This window comes from Paenibacillus mesophilus (assembly GCF_005938385.1).
In the GTDB taxonomy this organism is placed as follows: domain Bacteria; phylum Bacillota; class Bacilli; order Paenibacillales; family NBRC-103111; genus Paenibacillus_AB; species Paenibacillus_AB mesophilus.
The window spans coordinates 414,756-432,805 of the sequence record NZ_VCRA01000005.1 but is presented as its reverse complement, the minus strand read 5'-3'; the positions used below and the strand labels follow the sequence as shown (position 1 = coordinate 432,805).

The 18,050-nt window shown below is 54.0% G+C and carries 19 protein-coding genes; 17 read left to right on the top strand and 2 right to left on the bottom strand.

Features of this window, described 5'->3' with window-relative positions:
• Window position 1: 1 nt before the first annotated feature.
• The 9 genes from FE783_RS11970 (at window position 2) to FE783_RS11930 (ending at window position 9,340) form a co-directional block, all read left to right on the top strand.
• A complete protein-coding gene (locus tag FE783_RS11970; RefSeq protein ID WP_238403012.1) occupies window positions 2-1,177 on the top strand; it encodes a TadA family conjugal transfer-associated ATPase in 1,176 nt (391 codons plus the stop codon).
• Window positions 1,178-1,198: 21 nt separating this feature from the next.
• Complete coding sequence (locus tag FE783_RS11965; RefSeq protein WP_138879575.1) at window positions 1,199-2,092, top strand: type II secretion system F family protein; 894 nt, start codon at window positions 1,199-1,201, stop codon at window positions 2,090-2,092.
• Window positions 2,093-2,096: 4 nt separating this feature from the next.
• A complete protein-coding gene (locus FE783_RS11960) occupies window positions 2,097-2,864 on the top strand; it encodes a type II secretion system F family protein (protein ID WP_138879574.1) in 768 nt (255 codons plus the stop codon).
• A 24-nt stretch (window positions 2,865-2,888) separates the two neighbouring features.
• A complete protein-coding gene (locus FE783_RS11955) occupies window positions 2,889-3,113 on the top strand; it encodes a Flp1 family type IVb pilin (RefSeq protein ID WP_138879573.1) in 225 nt (74 codons plus the stop codon).
• The gene (locus FE783_RS11950; protein WP_138879572.1) at window positions 3,110-4,168 is read left to right on the top strand and encodes a hypothetical protein; all 1,059 of its coding nucleotides are present in this window, start codon (window positions 3,110-3,112) and stop codon (window positions 4,166-4,168) included. Before FE783_RS11955 ends, FE783_RS11950 begins: the two co-directional genes overlap by 4 nt.
• Window positions 4,169-4,192: 24 nt before the next feature.
• Window positions 4,193-6,430, top strand: a complete 2,238-nt coding sequence (locus tag FE783_RS11945) for a hypothetical protein (protein ID WP_138879571.1) — start codon at window positions 4,193-4,195, stop codon at window positions 6,428-6,430.
• Between the two features lie 96 nt (window positions 6,431-6,526).
• Entirely contained in the window at window positions 6,527-7,150 is a 624-nt protein-coding gene (locus FE783_RS11940) for a hypothetical protein (RefSeq protein WP_138879570.1), read from the top strand.
• A gap of 57 nt (window positions 7,151-7,207) precedes the next feature.
• Entirely contained in the window at window positions 7,208-7,720 is a 513-nt protein-coding gene (locus FE783_RS11935; RefSeq protein ID WP_158301755.1) for an A24 family peptidase, read from the top strand.
• 12 nt (window positions 7,721-7,732) lie between these two features.
• Window positions 7,733-9,340 carry a DUF6382 domain-containing protein gene (locus tag FE783_RS11930; protein ID WP_138879568.1) on the top strand — a complete coding sequence of 536 codons (1,608 nt, stop codon included), beginning with the start codon at window positions 7,733-7,735 and terminating at the stop codon, window positions 9,338-9,340.
• Between the two features lie 86 nt (window positions 9,341-9,426).
• Here the strand turns inward: FE783_RS11930 and FE783_RS11925 are convergent, their stop codons facing one another.
• On the bottom strand, window positions 9,427-10,818 hold the full coding sequence (locus FE783_RS11925; protein ID WP_238403011.1) for an NAD-dependent malic enzyme: 1,392 nt from the start codon (window positions 10,816-10,818) through the stop codon (window positions 9,427-9,429).
• Window positions 10,819-11,047: 229 nt separating this feature from the next.
• Between FE783_RS11925 and FE783_RS11920 the strand changes: the two genes are divergently transcribed.
• From FE783_RS11920 to FE783_RS11885, 8 genes are all read left to right on the top strand, one after another.
• Window positions 11,048-12,664 carry an ABC-F family ATP-binding cassette domain-containing protein gene (locus FE783_RS11920; RefSeq protein ID WP_138879566.1) on the top strand — a complete coding sequence of 539 codons (1,617 nt, stop codon included), beginning with the start codon at window positions 11,048-11,050 and terminating at the stop codon, window positions 12,662-12,664.
• A 109-nt stretch (window positions 12,665-12,773) separates the two neighbouring features.
• Window positions 12,774-13,010 carry a hypothetical protein gene (locus FE783_RS11915; protein WP_138879565.1) on the top strand — a complete coding sequence of 79 codons (237 nt, stop codon included), beginning with the start codon at window positions 12,774-12,776 and terminating at the stop codon, window positions 13,008-13,010.
• A 15-nt stretch (window positions 13,011-13,025) separates the two neighbouring features.
• Entirely contained in the window at window positions 13,026-13,547 is a 522-nt protein-coding gene (locus FE783_RS11910) for a hypothetical protein (RefSeq protein ID WP_138879564.1), read from the top strand.
• Between the two features lie 3 nt (window positions 13,548-13,550).
• Window positions 13,551-13,889: a thioredoxin family protein gene (locus tag FE783_RS11905; RefSeq protein ID WP_138879563.1), complete on the top strand. Its 339-nt coding sequence runs from the start codon at window positions 13,551-13,553 to the stop codon at window positions 13,887-13,889.
• Window positions 13,886-14,308 (top strand): sporulation phosphorelay system protein KapB, encoded by a 423-nt coding sequence (gene kapB / locus FE783_RS11900; protein WP_138879562.1) that lies wholly within the window; start codon window positions 13,886-13,888, stop codon window positions 14,306-14,308. The genes FE783_RS11905 and kapB overlap by 4 nt, the downstream gene beginning before the upstream one ends.
• A 97-nt stretch (window positions 14,309-14,405) precedes the next feature.
• Window positions 14,406-15,020, top strand: coding sequence for a uridine kinase (gene udk, locus FE783_RS11895; RefSeq protein ID WP_138879561.1), 615 nt, complete (start codon window positions 14,406-14,408; stop codon window positions 15,018-15,020).
• Between the two features lie 20 nt (window positions 15,021-15,040).
• On the top strand, window positions 15,041-15,703 hold the full coding sequence (locus tag FE783_RS11890) for a trimeric intracellular cation channel family protein (protein WP_238402997.1): 663 nt from the start codon (window positions 15,041-15,043) through the stop codon (window positions 15,701-15,703).
• Window positions 15,700-16,191, top strand: coding sequence for a hypothetical protein (locus FE783_RS11885; protein ID WP_138879560.1), 492 nt, complete (start codon window positions 15,700-15,702; stop codon window positions 16,189-16,191). Before FE783_RS11890 ends, FE783_RS11885 begins: the two co-directional genes overlap by 4 nt.
• A gap of 68 nt (window positions 16,192-16,259) precedes the next feature.
• On the opposite strand, the gene FE783_RS11880 is transcribed toward FE783_RS11885, so the two are convergent.
• Window positions 16,260-18,017: a sensor histidine kinase gene (locus tag FE783_RS11880; protein ID WP_138879559.1), complete on the bottom strand. Its 1,758-nt coding sequence runs from the start codon at window positions 18,015-18,017 to the stop codon at window positions 16,260-16,262.
• Window positions 18,018-18,050: the final 33 nt, after the last annotated feature.

The window sequence follows — 18,050 nt, the reverse complement described above, 5'->3', positions numbered from 1 at the left end:
CATGATCGATTTGTCCGGGTCCCATTCGGACGAAAGCTTCATACGCGCAATCGAAGACACCGTATTCCGTTACTCCGGCGATCGTTACATAACGGCCAAGGAGCGCAGAGAAATCGTAAAAGCAATTTTCAATTCTTTTCGCGGACTGGATGTGCTTCAGCCGTTAATCGACGATCCATCGATTACGGAAGTGATGATCAACGCCTATGATGAAATTTTTATCGAGACGGATGGTCGAGTCGAACGATACGAAGGAAAATTCGAAACTCCCGAAAAGCTTGAGGACGTGATCCAGACGATAGTCGCCAAAGTAAACCGGGTCGTCAATGAATCGACTCCGATCGTCGACGCCCGTCTCCCGGACGGATCGAGGGTCAATGTCGTGCTTCCGCCCATCGCCCTGAAAGGTCCGGCGATGACGATCCGGAAATTCCCGGCGAGTCCGCTCATGATGAAAGACCTGATTGCGCGAGGGGCGATCCATGAAGAAGCCGCGGCTTTTTTGGCAAAGCTTGTCCGGGCCAAATACAACCTGTTTATCGGCGGAGGCACCGGATCCGGCAAGACGACTTTTCTGAACGCGTTATGCGCTTATGTGCCGCCGGACGAAAGGATCGTTACGATCGAAGATTCCGCGGAATTGCAAATCCGCGGAATTCCGAACTGGGTCCGGCTCGAGACGCGCAACGCCAATACGGAAGGGAAAGGAGCGATCTCGATCCGCGACATGATCCGCGCATCGCTGCGCATGCGGCCGAACCGGGTAATCGTCGGAGAAGTGCGGGGAGCCGAAGCGTTCGATATGCTGCAGGCTATGAATACCGGGCACGACGGCAGCTTATCTACCGGCCATGCCAACTCGGTGCCCGATATGTTGAGCCGTTTGGAAACGATGGTGCTCGGCGGGGCCGCGCTTCCGGTAGAGGTCGTACGCAAACAGATCGATTCCGCGCTCGATGTGATGATCCATCTGTCCAGGTTCCGGGATCGAAGCCGGCGAGTGACGGAAATTACCGAGCTGACGGGCATCGAGCAGGGAGAAATTCGGCTCAACCCGTTGTTTGCTTTCGTAGAACGGGGCGAAGACGAATCGGGAAAAGTGATCGGCGGTCTAGAGCCGACAGGCAACCGGCTTCAGTCGGAGCATAAGCTGAAGCTGGCCGGTATCGAGTTATGAAATATCGAAGGAGGTGATGAAATGGGGAACGTGATTATTGCTCTTGCTTGCGGCGCTGTCGCTTACGCCATCTATGTGCTGCTCGGCAAGAAAGAATGGCGCCGTATATTGCCCAAGCTGAGGCCATTGCGATTGTCGGGCAAACGGACGCCGGTCGACACTCGTTCCTCCGAGCCCGGCTATTACGATCAGTACATGATGGCCGGCGCGGAGAAGGCATCCGCTTGCCTTATAGCAGGCACTTTGCTGTTTGCCATCGGTTTTTTATTTTACAAAAATGCATTGATTTGTCTCGTTATTTCATTCGCAGCCGTCGGCTATCCTCGGCTCAGGCGCAAGCAGTTGATCCGCAGACGCAAGGAGGAGCTGCGGCGGCAGTTCAAGCACGCTCTGTATTCGTTGTCTTCGGCGTTATCGGCCGGCAGGTCGGTGGAGAACGCGTTCCGTGAAGCGGGTAACGATTTGCGGCTGCTATATCCGGACAGCTCGACCGACATGATCCGGGAGCTGGACCGTCTGAACCGGCGCACGGAAAACGGGGAGCCGATCGAGAAATCACTGCTCGACTTCGGCCGAAGGAGCGGCATCGAAGATATTATGCAATTCGCCGACGCATTCGCGGCGTGCAAACGAACGGGAGGCGACTTGGTGGAAGTGATGCGCCGGACGACTCACCTGATCGGCGAGAAGATGGAAATCGAGCAGGACATCTCCGTCATGGTTGCGCAGAAGCGGTTCGAGGCGAAAGCGTTAGGCTTTATTCCGTTCGTTATTGTCGCTTTTCTGGCATTCAGTTCCCCGGACTATATGGAGCCGCTATACGGGGGAGCCGGACATCTCGTCATGACCGCATCGCTCGTCATATTGGCGGCAAGTCAATGGTTGGCGCACAAAATCATGGATATTGGAGCGTGAGTCGATGGAGCTGCTCCGCTACATGTCCCCCCTGTCCTCGAAAGTCGCCGAGAAGACGAAACTGACGGAACGGCTCGCATCGGGCCGCTGGAACGTGTACCAGAAAATGATCGCCTTGCACGGTGAAGATGCGGATATGCGTCATACGAAACGGTTCTCGGCCGATATGGTGTCCGTTGCGGCTCTTTGCTTGATCGGTTTGATGCTTTGCGGTTTCGCGACACGGGGAGATATGTATGTGATCATCGCGCTGCTGGCGCTGGCGGGCTTATCCCCGTTCCTCATGGTAAAACGGCTGGAGCGCCAAATAGCGGACAAGAAGCGAAAGCTCGTCATGGAGCTGCCGGAATTGCTGAACAAGCTGACGCTGCTCATCAATGCGGGCGAAACGGTGCAAGGAGCCATTATGCGCTGCGCGGATATGTACGTGTCCAACCCGGACAAAGGACCGTTGGCCGCCGAATTTATCATGCTGGCGAACCGGCTGCGCAACAACGAGTCGTTTCCGATCGCGATGGAGAAGCTCAGCAAACGTTGCCTGGTGGCGGAAGTTTCGGTATTCACGACAACGGTACTGATGAATTACCGGCGCGGCGGAGAGCTGTTCGTCATGTCGCTCCGTTCGCTGAATCGGGATTTGTGGGAGAAAAGGAAGGCGATGACGCGCATTCTCGGCGAGGAAGCTTCGGCGAAGCTTATTTTTCCGATGCTGCTAATTTTGTTTGCCGTCATGATCGTCGTCGCGGCGCCGGCTGTCATGCTGATGGATTAATCGGAATAGAGGAGGATATTGGGAATGAGCTTATTCAAACAACGTTTGTCGCATTTTTGGCAGGAGGAGGATGGAATCGGTACGCTGGAGCTGCTGCTCATTGTCGCCGTATTGGTCATTGTCGCGGTTGCATTCCGCAAGTGGATCTTGTCATTTATCAAGAAACTGTTCGGGGAAGCGAATGAGGAGCTTGGCAGTACGGGAACAAAGGATTGCTTGGCGACGCCGGATGCTTGTAAAAATCCATGAAAGAGGATTGCGGTCTTACGTCCGTTAGACGAATCACCGCAGCAGTCCGCATCCGCGCAGTCCGTTTCGCCCGCTCGGAAATCGGCAGTTATACATTGGAATCGAGCCTAATTTATCCGACGATTATTATAGCGCTAGTTTCCATCGTGTTCTTCAGCATGTTCGTTTACGAGCAGGCAAGCTTGTATTATACGGCCGCGACGACCGCGGAGCGATCCGCGTTTACGTGGGACAACAGCGCCAAAGATTGGACGACCGGCCATGTGCTGCCGGGCCGGAACGACGGTTTGTACTGGCGTACGGGCAGCGACGGCATCAGCGGCATGTTTTCGTTCGGGTCCGGCCTTGGCTTGCAGAAAGTACAGCTTCCATTGGCAGAGGGCGAGGCAGCTTCTTCGGGCGGAGAAGGACCGGCAGGCAAATTGCTTAAGGCTGCGAACGAGTTGCCGGACAAGCTGGATGGGGAGCTTACCTACCGTCACGGACTGATCGACCGTGAAGTGACCGTACGGCTTGGGCAAACCGGGGTTCTGCCTTTCCTTGCGGGCAGATGGACCGATTCCCGGATGGGGGCGGAGGTGCGCTCGGTCGTAACCGAGCCGGTGGAGCTGATCCGGAACGTAGATTTCGTCCGGACGTTCGTTGTACGCGTGAAAGATTTAATTACGAAGTCCGAAGCGCAAGTAATCGTTCCGCCCGAAGCGCCGCGGCAGCAAAAGCTTGTTTTTGCCCGAGCGGAGGAAGCGGCCGTCTATGTGAGGAGCATTACCGGGGGAAGCAAAGTAACGGTCGCTACTCCGGACGGAAGGCAGCGGCAGCTCGATTCGCTCGACGCCGACGGCCTTATGCATGAAGTGAAGCTCGGCTACACGTCGAAGAGCAAGGATCACGAGGCGCAGATCGTCAAAGATGTGGAGCTGATGCGTCAAGGTACTCAAGTGAAAGGGGTCGTCTGGCATTTTTTCCGCAAGGAGAAGGACGGCAAAGTCGGCCCTTCCAAGCCGCTTCGTAAATATTTGGAGAGTCAGGGCATTATCGTCGTCATTCATCAATAATCGAATGGAAGGAGGAGGCGGCGCATGTGGAAGTCGCGGAAAGGGTCGGTTTCCGTCACGCTCGTACTGCTGATCGCACCGTTATTTACGTTCCATGCGACACTGATCGATGCGGTCCGGGTGAAGATGGGGGAACGCCAGGCGGAAACGGCCACGAAAGCGGCGCTCCGTTCCGTTTTATCCGCGTACGATCCGGTTTTGCAAGGATACGGTTTATTTGGCGTCGGCGACAGTCCGGAAGCAAGCGCGGAGCTTTTCACCCGAGTGTTTCAAGAAAACTTGAGCGCCGGCGGGAACGTCGGCTTCAAGCTGATCGAGCCGATATCCGTATCGGAATCGCTCAAGCCGCTGTATACGCTCGGGAACCAGGCCGTGTTCGGGCGTCAGGTGCTGGAAGAAATGAAGTACCGCGCACCCGTCGAATTCGCGTTAAGCGTTACCGACAAGCTGACCAAACGATCGGGCACCGCGTCCATGCTGGGCGGCATGTCCAACTTCGCCGATAAAGCGAAAACGATCGAGCAGCTCATGTCGCAAAGAGACGACTTCTTGGACGACGCGTGGACGGATGCTCAGAGGCTGGCGGAGAAAACGTCGATATTCCGAAGCTATTACGCCAAAAAACTGGAGCGGCTGAACGAATTGTGCCAATTGATCGGACTGCGCGATGCCGAAGAGCTAAGACGTTCCGTCCAGTCGCTTCGGGCTCAAGCCGATTCGTTGAGACGCGCCATTGCGGAAAAGCAGGCCGGATTGGCGGGCATGATGCAAGCGGGGGTGCAGGCAGTCGAACAGATCGCCGCCATTCAACAATCGATTATGCAGCTGGAGCAAAGCTGGAACGAGCTGAACAAACAGATCGGCGAGCTGGAGAAAATATTGCAGTACATCGCCGAGTATACGCTTCTAATGAACACGACGAAAATGGAGGCGGGGCGCGATCAGATCGCGATGACCGAAATGGTGCAAAGCATCATGGACAAGCTGGATCGCGCGAAAGAAATCGACGATCGGATAAGGGCCGAAATAAACACTCTTCCCCCGGAGGCAAACGTATCGCAGGACACGCTGAACGCGGCCGCCATGCCGGATTCCTATTATATCAAATACAAAACGGGAATCGGCGGCATCGGCGCTTTGTACAGCGGATTCGAGACGTCTCTCGCGGCGACGACGCTGTTCGCGGGCGACAATAAATTCGATTCCGCTCGAATGCAAGCGCTGACCGGCTCCAATGATGCTTACGGACAAAGAGCGGTACAATTTACGGGAGAACAGCGGGTGGAGGAACAGAAGCGGGCTGCAGGCAAAGAAAATGTTTCGAGGAGAAAAAAGGAAGAACGAAAACGATTCGGCGAGATATGGGATCAGGCCCGCAAAATTTGGGCGGAATGCGGGAACGGATCATCGGAAGCGTACAAGCGGCTTGAAGCGGGAGACCCCGCTTCCGGTACGGTATCTCTTTATCGCAAATATGCGGACTACAATCGCGTTGCCGTCAGCATGGACGTTTCCGTAAATGAGATGGGAGATGCGGATGAAGCGTTGAAGAATACGACCGGCATGATCGGCAAACTTCTGGATGGTTTGGCCTCCGCTGCCGGCCAGTTCCGGGACGAGCTATATATCAACGAATATGCGCTGACCAAGTTCAATTACCGGACTTATGGAAAAGAAACGGGACCGGACGGGAAGCTGAAGCCGGATTACGAAAAATCGGAAAGAGGCAGTCACGAGCTCCAAGCACAAGAAGCGGAATATTTGCTGTACGGGCTTAATTCTTGCTTGAAAAATCAGTCGGCGGCCTACTCGGAAATGTTCGCGATCCGATTGGCCGTACGCACCGCCGAAGCGCTCCTATCTCCGGAAGCGAAAGCGGCCTCCATGGGCAATCCGATGGTCATGCTTCTGTGGTCGCTTGCGGAAGGCGCAGTGAAAGCGTTCGCGGATATGACCAAGCTCGTAAACGGGGAGGAAGTGCCGGTAACGGCCAAAGCGCCGGCCACACTGACGATGAACTATAAAGATTATTTGCGGTTGTTTCTGCTGCTCCATACGAAGCGGGAACCGATGACAGCCCGCATGCAGAGCTTGATCAACCTGAACACGGGACGAGACTTGAGAGAAACGGCCGTCTACTTGCAGGCGCGCACCGAAACGAATATTCGTCTTTGGTTCATGCCGTATACGTTGGCTGCATTCGGCTATCCGATTCAAGGCAATCAGGCGAGCGTATCAAAGACGGCTTCATTATCCTATTAATCGATCTAATTTGGATATAGGTTAGGACAGGGGGAATCGGCGGTAACTAAACGGAGAAGGGACGGATTTGCAAATGACGAACGTGGGAGCGTCAGCTTGGAGGCGACGCTGGCGCTTCCTTTTTTTCTGGCTTTCGTGCTGGCGCTTATTTGCTTGATCAAGTTGACGGTCGCCGATATGGCGCTGCAGAACGCCGTTTCCGAAACCGTCAAACAGATGGCCGCCAACGCATACCCGGTCGAGCTGCTTGCGATCGAAGCGAAGCAAGCTTATTCGCAGAGTCGCGTCGGAACTACGGTAGACGAATGGCTCGGGAAAATACGCACGGCGCGCGACAAGCTCGCGGAGGGTGAGCAGTGGGTGGAGGACTACAAAGCTTTCATACCGGATGTGCTGGTCGGATGGGTCGATTGGGAACGGCAAAAGAGGGAGCAAGCCGAGCATATGGCCAAAGAGGAGCTCGATCAATTCGTACGGGAAAAAATCGATCCGCTCGTTCATGCGGCATTTAAGGAAGCCGTCATGCACTATGCCGATGAAACGGTGCTGAAGAAGGACAACTTGTCGATATCCGAAGTCGTCTTGCCCGGCTTGGCGGGGTCGGACAGCCGGTTTATCGGAATAACGGCTCAATATGCCGTCAAGCTGCCGATTCCGTTCGTCAACAAAACGGTTACATTGCGTAAAAAAGCATACGAGCGAATATGGACGGGAGCGTAATAAACGAGCGGAAGCAGTACCGCAGAAATGGCTTTCGATAAAGGAGGGTGTATTCGGATGGTAGTTGGCGGACTCGTTTTGCTGCTTGTACTGTCTTTTTACCACGATTTCAAAGAGAGTAAAATACCGAACCGGTACACGTTATCCGGTACGGTTCTCGGCTTGGCTTATCACGGCTGGAGCGGAGGGTGGGGCGGCCTCGCCGCGGCGTTGATCGGCTTTGCAGCCGGCTTTGGCCTGCTGCTGGCGCTGTATGCGATTCGTGCGGTCGGGGCGGGAGACGTCAAGCTGTTCGGAGCCATCGGAGCGCTTGCAGGAGGATCGTTCGTTATTAACGGCGCAATGAATTCGATCTTGTTCGCGGCCGTCATCGGAGCGGCGATCGTAGCTTTTCGAAGGGAGCTGGGGGAGCGGCTGCGTATGACGGGTGCGCTGCTATTTCAATTGCTGCTGTTCAGGGACGTGAAAGGCATGATCGCATACAGACCGAAAGCGGCGACTTTTCCGTTCATGTATGCCGTCCTGCCCGCCATGGTGTTCACATCCACATACTGCTCCCCCGCCATCTGAAGGAGGAAGCGAATGGAACGATCCCTATACGGGTTTCATTATGATTATATCCGTCACCGCGGTACATGCCTGGTATTGTCCGGAACCGATACACTGCGATATGACGATTTCGAACGGATCGAGCTGCGGATGATGGAGGCGAACGATATTCCCGGTCATCTGCCGTTCGAATCGGAAGAAATCGATTTGAACGTGAGGCTGCGATACGACATAACCGGTAAAAAAATGTTGTCGCAGTGGATGATGGCGGGCCGGATATCGCTCCCGGCCTATTACCGTTTCTTGTTGAAATGCGCGGGCACGATCGATGACAGCAAAACGTATATGCTGCGCGAGGACGGCTATTGGCTGCACGAGGATTTTATTTTTGTCGGCGGCGATTCGCTTGACGAGCTTGAACTGCTTTACGTCCCCGTTTCCGCCGCGGTAGCGAAGCCGCAGGTTCGAGAGCAGTATCGGGAATTGGCCATGCGGCTTTCCGCTTGCATCGATCACATCGACGGAAGCGGATTTTCTTCGCTTCTATCCGCTTTACACCGGGACACTTTTGAATTTCACCATATTCGGAAAATGTTGAGCTCATTTTTGAATCCCGATACGGAGAAGTCCGGTATTTCGGATCAACATGATCGTTACGGAACAGGTATATCTCCGTTCCCGAAGACGGCGGCTGCCGAGACGGAAGCTCGCAATCCGGCTGCGGGATGGATTACGGCCGGATCGGAGAATGCCGAAAGTCGTCCTGCCTATGAGCCTGACCCATTCGTGCCTATGCGGGAAGACGCGGATAATTTCGATCAACGACAGCCCGCGAGCAGTAAGGCCGAACCGTTGAACAACCGACAGCGAATGCTTGCCGGCGCAGCGGCGGGAGCCGGTTTGCTGCTGCTGTGGAGCTTCTACCCGTCAGGCGCATCCGATGGGGCGATGAGCGTTTGGACGGGGATGACGATCCTTATCCTTGATGTGCTGTTCGTAACGGTGCTGCTCCGCCCCCGTTGGCTCGGGAAGGGCAAGCTGCAAGCGATTGCCCGTTCGTATCAGGCGATGGAAGAGCGGGAGATGACGGGTCTGACCGGATATTTGCCGGTTATGAAGAAGGATTCCGTACTAAAGGCGCCGGACCGCGAACCGGCTTCCTTATCCGGGAGCGCGTTCGATCCGCCGCAGCCGGAAGATCGAATCATTCCGGGTGCCGGTGTGTCAACGAAGCCCGATGCTACGACATGGCTTCGGCCATCCGACGCTACTGTGCTGCTCCGGCCGGAAGCTTATCACGATCAAACGGAGACGGCGGAACAACCGTCTGTGAGCTATCCGGAGCTGGAGGCGCATAAGGGCGGAGCGATCGAACGGGTGAGGCTGTCGGCGGAACGTTACGTGATCGGCAGAGAGAAAGGGGTTGTCGATTATGTGGAGGATGCGGCCGGCGTGTCCAAGCTTCATTTGGAAATTGTCCGCGAGCATTCCGATTATTACGCCAAAGATTTGGGCTCCAAAAACGGTACGCTTTGGAACAACGAGCCGATGGTTCCTTATAAATGGTATCCGATGACGGACGGGGCTACGCTGCAAATCGTAAACACCCGATTCGTTTTCAATTGGAATCGGAAGCAATGAAGCAGCGAAGGCATGCCTTTGTCGAAGAAACCGACAAACGCATGCCTGTTTGTATTCCTATAGACCGGCCGCGTACTTGCTTAACGTTATCTATACTCCCGCGGAATGCGGCGGGCAACGCCGGTACGGATTGCGGCTTCGACGACCTTGTCGCGGATCAGCTTCGATACTTTCAGATTGAATACGCTCGGAATAATATACAGCTTGTTCCGCTCGTCATCGGAGATAACCGATGCGATCGCTTCCGCTGCGGCAAGCTTCATCTCTTCGTTAATCGTTTTGGCCCTGCAATCGAGGGCTCCGCGGAACATGCCGGGGAAGCAAAGCACGTTATTGATCTGATTCGGATAATCCGATCGTCCGGTCGCTACGACAGCGGCGATATCTTCGATTTCCTCCGGGTTGATTTCCGGATTCGGATTAGCCATGGCGAATACGATAGGATTTTGGGCCATGTTCATTACGTCCTGCCGTTTCAGCAGACCGGCGGCGGATACCCCGATAAAAACGTCGGCGCCGGCTATCGCTTCTCGGAGCGGTCCGGAAACTTTGTTCGGATTCGTATGCTGCGCGTACCAGTTCCACATCGGGTTATCGTACGTGCGGTCCGATACGAGTGCGCCTTCCCGATCTACGCCGATCAACTCTTTCACGCCGGCGGCGAGCAATATTTTGCTGCAGGCGATTCCGGCTGCACCGACACCGCAGACGACGACTTTGATCGAATCGATCGATTTGCCGACGAGCTTAAGCGCGCTTATAAGTCCGGCATACAAGACGACGGCGGTGCCATGCTGGTCATCGTGGAATACCGGGATGTCCAGCTCCTGCTTCAGCCGCTCTTCGATTTCGAAGCAGCGCGGGGACGAGATGTCTTCCAAATTGATACCGCCGAATCCCGGAGCGATCGTCTTGATCGTACGGATAATTTCTTCCGTATCCTGCGTGTCGAGACAGATCGGAAACGCATCGACATCGGCCAGCTGCTTGAACAGCATCGCCTTGCCCTCCATGACCGGCATTGCCGCATAGGGCCCGATGTTGCCCAGACCGAGCACCGCGCTGCCGTCGGAGATGACGGCCACCGTATTGCGCTTGATCGTCAGCGAATACGCCTTCCGCTGTTCTTCGTGGATCGCCATGCATACTCGCGCCACGTCGGGGGTATAGACGCGGGATAAATCGTCACGGTTTTGGATCGGGACTTTCAGCTTGGTCTCGATTTTGCCTCCGAGATGAAGCAAAAACGTCCGGTCGGATACGTTGACGAGCGTTACCCCTTGAAGCTGCTTCACTTTCTCGACAATTTTGCCCGTGTAAAGCGTGTCCGCTACGTTGATCGTCAAATCCCGGATCGACATTTCTTGTTTGGTCTGAATGACGTCGATCGCGACGAGATCGCCGCCTTCATCCGCGATCGCGGAGACGATGTCGCTGAACCGGATCTGGTTCGTATCGATTTCCAGACGCAAAATCATGCTTTTTCCCGTAATCAACTGTTTGTTATCTTCGCTCACAATGGGGCCCCCCTTAGAAATAAATGTCATGAAAGCGTTGCCTCGTCCCATGCATAATATTACACTAACGCTTATAAAAAACCAATCTCAAACCAATATCGAACCAAATCGGGCAAATGCTTTGAAGTATCGCCAAAATATGCTATACTAACGATTTGACGGCCAGAATCAATGAGGGGAATGTTGCTTCATGATCAGTACAAGTAATGTTACGCTGCGTTACGGAAAGCGCGCCTTGTTTGAAGACGTTAACATAAAGTTCACACCGGGGAATTGCTACGGTCTCATAGGCGCAAACGGTGCGGGAAAATCGACGTTTCTGAAAATTTTGTCCGGTGAAATCGAGCCGAACAGCGGTGAAGTGTTCGTCACTCCGGGCGAGCGTCTCGCCGTGCTCAAGCAAAACCATTTCGAGTTCGACGATATCCAGGTGCTGAAGACGGTCATCATGGGTCATCGGAATCTATTTTCTATTATGGAAGAGAAAGATGCGTTATATGCAAAACCCGATTTTTCCGAAGAAGACGGAATGCGGGCGGCCGAGCTGGAGGGCGAATTCCAGGAGCTGAACGGCTGGGAAGCCGAATCGGATGCCGCATCGCTTCTAATCGGACTCGGGATCGGAACCGAATTGCACGACAAGCAGATGAAGGAGCTGAGCGGCAACGAGAAAGTTCGCGTGTTGCTGGCCCAAGCGTTGTTCGGCACACCGCAAAACTTGCTGCTCGACGAGCCTACGAACCATCTCGATATTGAATCGATCAATTGGCTTGTCAATTTCTTGGGTCGCTTCGAAGGCACCGTCATAGTCGTATCCCATGACCGCCACTTCCTGAACGAAGTGTGCACGCATATCGCCGATATCGATTTCGGCAAAATCCAGATGTACGTCGGCAACTACGACTTCTGGTACGAGTCCAGCCAGCTTGCGATGAAGCTGATGCGCGAATCGAACAAAAAGGTCGAGGAGAAACGCAAGGAGCTGGAAACGTTTATCGCGCGGTTCAGCGCGAACGCCTCCAAATCGAAGCAGGCGACATCCCGGAAGAAGCAGCTTGAGAAGCTTACGCTGGATGACATCAAGCCTTCGAACCGTAAATACCCGTACATCAACTTCAAGCCGGAACGGGAAGCGGGCAAAAATATTTTGTCCGTAGACCGGATCAGCAAAACGGAAGAGGGCGAGAAGCTGCTTAACAATATAAGCTTCGTCGTGAATAAAGGAGACAAAATCGCGCTGGTCGGTCCGAACGGAGCCGCCAAATCGACTTTGTTCCAAGTTCTCGCCGGAGAAACCGAGCCCGATCAGGGCGAGTTCGTATGGGGCGTTACAACGACGCAAGCTTATTTCCCGAAAGACAACGCCGTTTATTTCGACGGCGTCGAACTGAATCTCGTCGATTGGCTCCGCCAATACTCCAAAGATCAGGACGAAACGTTTATCCGCGGCTTCCTGGGACGCATGCTGTTCTCGGGAGAAGAGTCGCTTAAGAAAGCGTCCGTCCTGTCCGGGGGCGAGAAAGTGCGCTGCATGCTGTCCAAAATGATGCTGAGCGGCGCCAACGTCCTTATGCTGGACGAACCGACGAACCATCTCGACCTCGAATCAATTACGGCGCTTAATAACGGACTGATCGATACGGATGCCACGATGCTGTTCGTATCGCACGACTGGCAGTTCATCCAAACGATCGCCAACCGGATTATCGAGATTACGCCGAACGGATTGATCGACCGGCAAATGACGTACGAGGAGTATTTGAACAACGAAGACGTGAAAAGATTGCGCGAAACGTTGTACGTTTAACAGACAGCGGGGGGACGGCATCACGTTCTCCCGCTTTTTGCCGTTCGGATTCGTACATATCGTGACCCGCAACCCCCTGAGACTATAGAAAAAGGGTTGAACAGCAACCATGTCGTATTATATTAGCTATAAAGGGAAATCGTACGGACATCCGATGACGAAAGAAGAAGCGGTCAGCAAAATGATGCGGATGCGGCATGCATTTGTCGGACTGGATATCGTCCAGACGGGTGTTTCGGGGGCAGAGGAGGCAGCTGCGCCGAAGCGAACGGGACGACCGGCCCATAGACAAGTCAAAAACCTAATTTCCCCGGAGAAAAAGGCTTCGCCCGACTCGAATTCGTGAAGATGGAGGGAGCGTATGTTCGACCCGACGATTTATGAGAATTTGAAAGTCGTATTCGAAGGCGCGGTGTACGACCTCGATTTGGACGGACAAATCGTCGTCATGCATCGCTCCGATTTGATCGATCTTGCCGCGATGTCGAGAAGCTATGCAGTGCGTTACCGGATGAAGGACGGCAAATGCTCCGCGGAAATCCGTTTGTCCGCCGGCCTTGTCGATTTGGCCGGAGAGAAGCTGGAGTGGCGGAATGCGCTGCCGGGCTGCAAGCTCGAAATCGTATTTTCCATTATGGTACGCAACCCTGTTACGGCTTGCAAAAACATACAAGACATTTTGGAGCAAATATGGGACTCGAATACGGCGATCGTCCAAACCTTGTCTTTCCGGTTCGGCGATGACGGCTCCCGCTGCAAAAATGAAATCGGTGTTCATTTCGACCGCAAAATCGGCGAAGGGCAAATCGGCGATATCCCCGATCTGCTCGAGCATACGGTGCGCACGCTGCGGCAGCTGGAACCTTACAACATGGAGGACTGAGCAATGCGCGAACGCACGGAAGCGGAATGGATGAAACGGTCCGAAGAAGGCGGCGAGTTCGCCGTCTTTTTGTATACGCCGTTGTGCGGCACTTGCAAGCTTGCCGAACGGATGATTGAAATTTTGCAGGTCATGCGGCCGGATTATGCGGTAGAGAAAGCCAACGTGAATCTAATGCCGCGCCTCGTAAACCGGTGGCAGGTGGAAAGCGTGCCGTGCCTGATTCATATCGAGCGGGGAGCCGTCAGCCGAAAGCTTTACGCGTTCGAATCGATCGAGAACGTCAACCGATTTCTTGAACCGCTGTATCCGACCCCGAAACGAAAGGATGAACCGTCATGAGCGAAAACGAGCAATATTGGACTGTGGAGTATAGATCCGGAGCTTACATCGCCAAAACCGTGGAGGAAGCATCACCGCGCATCCTGCTGGAGATTGCCGCCGTAATCCGCCACCCGCTGCAAGGGGATCTTCATCATCCATACCGGGCCGATGTAGCGATGTTCCACGAACGCAGGGCGGCAGCCTATCGCGAGAAAGTATGGGTGCCCAAATCGACGGTTGAGCCGTATGGCGGCGCAGTCCCGACTTATGCGGAATCGCTCCGTCACGCTTGGCAAGAGATGGTCCGCTCAATGGACAAAATCATCGACTCCGCTGATGCGTCGAACGGAACGGAAAAAGACCACGAGCTCGCACAATGGGCGTCCAAATCGCTCGAGAAGCTACGGGTGCTGGAGAAAGACTACTGGGGCTCATAAAAGATAACGCGCTTGTGTAGAACCGGCTGTTTCATCATGATGAAGGTTGATGTACAATAGAGCGAAGCGCGATTTATGTCGAATCGGAGGTTGCATCATGTTAATGATCGGAATCGCCGGCGGAACCGGTTCAGGCAAAACGACCGTCGCCGAGCGGCTCGTGACGGAGCTCGGGTCCGTGCAGGTCGCACTGCTCTCGCAAGACTCGTATTATGCGGACAATAGGGATCTGTCTATGGAAGAGCGGGAACAAATCAATTATGATCACCCTGATTCGGTGGACGGCGAGTTGCTGCTTGAACATTTGCGTCTGCTGCGCCGACTGCAGCCGATCGAGATGCCTGTATACGATTTCTCGACGCACAGCCGCGTGGACGAGACTGTACGCGTGATGCCGAAGCGAGTAGTCATCCTGGAAGGAATATTGCTGTTTGCCGATCCGCTTATCCGGCAAGAGCTCGATATTAAAGTGTTCGTCGATACCGATGCGGACGTGCGCGTGCTGCGGCGTCTTTCCAGAGATATTCAAGAGCGGGGAAGAACCGTCGATTCGGTGTTCGCCCAATACTTGAATACGGTAAAGCCTATGCATGACGCGTTCGTCGAGCCTTCCAAAAGATACGCCGACCTGATTATCCCGGAAGGCGGGCGAAACGATATCGCGATCGGTTTGCTCACCTCACGCATTCAATCGTACTTGACGCAAGGTTAGCAGGTGGGGAGAGAGAGCAATTGACTTGGGATATATTGAGCTTGCTCGGTATCGTCGCTTTTGCGGCGAGCGGTGCTATTATCGCCATGGAGGAAGAATACGACTTGTTCGGTGTCGCGGTGCTTGGCATGGCCGCAGCATTTGGAGGCGGAGTCATCCGCAATCTGTTTATCGGACATCCGATCACCACTTTGTGGTCGCAAGCGTTGTTTCTGAATACGGCTCTCATTACGATCATCGTCATTTATTTGTTTCCGGCCGTATGGATACGAAGATGGCAGCCTATCGCTTCTTTTTTCGATGCGATCGGTTTGGCGGCGTTTTCGATACAGGGTGCGCTGTATGCCGTTCAGATGGAAATGCCGGTCGGGGTCGTTATTTTCGCTTCGGTCGCAACGGGGATAGGCGGCGGAGTCATCCGCGACGTGTTGGCCGGAAGGAAGCCTCTTGTATTCCGGGAAGAGGTCTATGCGCTATGGACGATGCTGTCGGGTATCGTGATCGGGATGGGGTGGATGCACGGCAAATTGGCAACGGCGGCTTTGTTTGCCGTCATAGTCTTGTTGCGCATGCTGTCGGTCTATTACGGCTGGAAACTGCCTCGTCGCACATTAGTGTTCGATCGCGAACGTCCGGAAGGAGCAAGCTTGAAGCCGGCAAAAAAGGAGGAGCGCGCGCTATGAACGAATCGTGGACATCCATGCGGCAAGTGCCGCAAGATTCGCTGCAGGAGCGGCTGCAAACGGTTAAGGAAATCGCAAAGGACGACAAAGATACGGAATTGTACGAGATCGTCAAAGATTCCGCGACGGGCGAACATTATTTGCATTACGCCTTTTTGCATCTGTCCGTGGCGGAAGGAACGGAAGAATCTTTTCACCAGCTGCTGCCGCTTGATAACGATGACGTATTGTCGATCATGTTCGGCGAGCAAGACTATGCATATCCGGATCATTGGCGGCGTCCGTTTCTTAGGAACGGGCCGAACGGAACGTATGTATGGTTCGATCCATCGGATAATTTGACCGGGTCGTCGGATGAGAATGAGCGGCTGGCGGGGGAAATCGCCGGAATGCTCGGGGAATGGAAGCAGCATGGGCGAACGGATGCGGATTCGGTGAAGGAGCTGCTGGAGCGGATCGACCGGACGATGAAACGGGACGAGGAATGAAGAAGTCATAGTGCCGATACCTAGCTTTCCGGTAAGAAGCGGATGCCGCCAGGCGTCCGCTTCTTGCGCTACGAGGTTTTGCCGAATCGTTGGAGCGGGATGCTGACGATAAATACGGTGCCTTGCTCCTGATCGCTTTCCACCGTAATCGTGCCTTTGTAGTAGCCGACTCTTTTCTTTGTTACGGCGAGCCCCAATCCGGAGTGATCGGCCGTTTTTTTCGTGCTGTAGCCGGGTGTGAAAATTTTGGCCTTCTCCTCGTCGCTCAGTGTCCTGCCGGGATTGCGAACGGAAATAACTAGGTTTCCCGCATGATACGAACCGCACAGCTCCACCCACCGCTCATGAACGGGCAATTGGACCACTTCATCGAAAGCGTTATCGACGAGATTGCCGATAATGATTACGATGTCGACGGACGTAACGCCGAGGTTGAAGTTGCCGGTGAGTAAAAAATCGTGCCGAAAATCGATTTTCTTGTCCATCGCGATGACGACTTTGGACTGGACAATGGCCGCAACGGCGGGATGTCCGATCTGGATAATATCGTTCGTCTGACGGATTTCGCCCAGCAGCTCGCCGGTATACCGGTGCAGGTCTTCGTACTTTTTCAACTGAAGGAACGTATGGATCGTCTGAACGTGGTTCAGAAAATCGTGCCGTTGTCCCCGGATCGTCGTGAACATGTCGTTCACTTCGTCGATATAAGCCTCCTGCGTTACCCGCACGGCCTCATCCTTGTTTCGTTTGATCATCCGGAAAACGATTACCAAGAATATAAGACTGAGACCGGTCATGATCGCGATCCGGTTAATGATCGAACGAATTTGATCGTTCAGCTCTTCCTGAATCGTATTGTAATCGAATACCACGCCGATAACATAAGGAACATCCGCCTGCGGATTGCCCGAACGCGACGGGACGGGTATGAAGCTTTTGAGTATTTTATGGCTGTTGACGACAGCCGTATAAGTAATCGGCTTCTCTGAGTCGAATGCCAGCTTGACACTTTTCAAGTCGCGTTCCGGGTCCGAATATTGATTGGTGCCGAACAAAATGGGACGGTTCGGCAGCGCAACGAAATAATCGCCGCTCTGGGATTTGCTCACCTTCAGCGGATTGCCGAACGTATTGTAGTTAAAACCGGTCAGCTCCAAAATACTGGGATTGACTTCGATCATTTTGTTCAAGATGACGTCGGGCCCGGCGAGCCGGTCATATTGCTTGATTTGAACGTCCTCTACGTACGGGTTAATAATATAATCGGTCGAGCCGTCGTAGTAATAGCCCCATTTATCAATTTTGGAAGGATCGGTGTCGGCGTACCCGATCGGCCCGGACCAATAGTTCAGAAGCTTCTGGCCTTCCGGAATGGTCACTTCCCGATTGCTCCACAGCTGCCGGAAAGCGCTAAACCAATACCCCCACTTTTTCGTGCTCATATTGATTTCGGCGGGATCGGAGGAGCGAACCCCGACTATATCGTCGCCTTGGGGCTGTAGCAGCGTAATATGCGAAACGCCCAGTTCCATGCTAAGCTGTTTGAGCTGTTCGTTCGTGACGTTCGCGGCCTTCGGATCGAGGCGGTCAATGGCTGCGACGGCAGCGATTCTCAGCTGTTGACCGATCATATCCTCGACATACTGTTCGCTTTTCTTGTAACGGTCGACGGCATTGCGCAGATTGTAAGCGGTGAGGAGAGATTGGTCCTCCACATGGCCGACTATCAGTTCCTTGGTCGTAAAGTAGTAGATGACGTTGTTGAAGCCGAGCATGAGCACGACGCAAGCGAATACGATATAGAAAGAATGCGATTTCATTTGCATGAATACACCCCAGGTGTATGGTTGTCGCAAGCA

Excerpts from the sequence above, each read along its gene's own strand:
- FE783_RS11970 (WP_238403012.1), top strand. The coding sequence starts at position 2 with ATGATCGATTTGTCCGGGTCCCATTCGGACGAAAGCTTCATACGCGCA.
- FE783_RS11965 (WP_138879575.1), top strand. The coding sequence starts at position 1,199 with ATGGGGAACGTGATTATTGCTCTTGCTTGCGGCGCTGTCGCTTACGCC.
- FE783_RS11960 (WP_138879574.1), top strand. The coding sequence starts at position 2,097 with ATGGAGCTGCTCCGCTACATGTCCCCCCTGTCCTCGAAAGTCGCCGAG.
- FE783_RS11955 (WP_138879573.1), top strand. The coding sequence starts at position 2,889 with ATGAGCTTATTCAAACAACGTTTGTCGCATTTTTGGCAGGAGGAGGAT.
- FE783_RS11950 (WP_138879572.1), top strand. The coding sequence starts at position 3,110 with ATGAAAGAGGATTGCGGTCTTACGTCCGTTAGACGAATCACCGCAGCA.
- FE783_RS11945 (WP_138879571.1), top strand. The coding sequence starts at position 4,193 with ATGTGGAAGTCGCGGAAAGGGTCGGTTTCCGTCACGCTCGTACTGCTG.
- FE783_RS11935 (WP_158301755.1), top strand. The coding sequence starts at position 7,208 with ATGGTAGTTGGCGGACTCGTTTTGCTGCTTGTACTGTCTTTTTACCAC.
- FE783_RS11930 (WP_138879568.1), top strand. The coding sequence starts at position 7,733 with ATGGAACGATCCCTATACGGGTTTCATTATGATTATATCCGTCACCGC.
- FE783_RS11925 (WP_238403011.1), bottom strand. The coding sequence starts at position 10,818 with ATGATTTTGCGTCTGGAAATCGATACGAACCAGATCCGGTTCAGCGAC.
- FE783_RS11920 (WP_138879566.1), top strand. The coding sequence starts at position 11,048 with ATGATCAGTACAAGTAATGTTACGCTGCGTTACGGAAAGCGCGCCTTG.
- FE783_RS11915 (WP_138879565.1), top strand. The coding sequence starts at position 12,774 with ATGTCGTATTATATTAGCTATAAAGGGAAATCGTACGGACATCCGATG.
- FE783_RS11910 (WP_138879564.1), top strand. The coding sequence starts at position 13,026 with ATGTTCGACCCGACGATTTATGAGAATTTGAAAGTCGTATTCGAAGGC.
- FE783_RS11905 (WP_138879563.1), top strand. The coding sequence starts at position 13,551 with ATGCGCGAACGCACGGAAGCGGAATGGATGAAACGGTCCGAAGAAGGC.
- kapB (WP_138879562.1), top strand. The coding sequence starts at position 13,886 with ATGAGCGAAAACGAGCAATATTGGACTGTGGAGTATAGATCCGGAGCT.
- udk (WP_138879561.1), top strand. The coding sequence starts at position 14,406 with ATGTTAATGATCGGAATCGCCGGCGGAACCGGTTCAGGCAAAACGACC.
- FE783_RS11885 (WP_138879560.1), top strand. The coding sequence starts at position 15,700 with ATGAACGAATCGTGGACATCCATGCGGCAAGTGCCGCAAGATTCGCTG.
- FE783_RS11880 (WP_138879559.1), bottom strand. The coding sequence starts at position 18,017 with ATGCAAATGAAATCGCATTCTTTCTATATCGTATTCGCTTGCGTCGTG.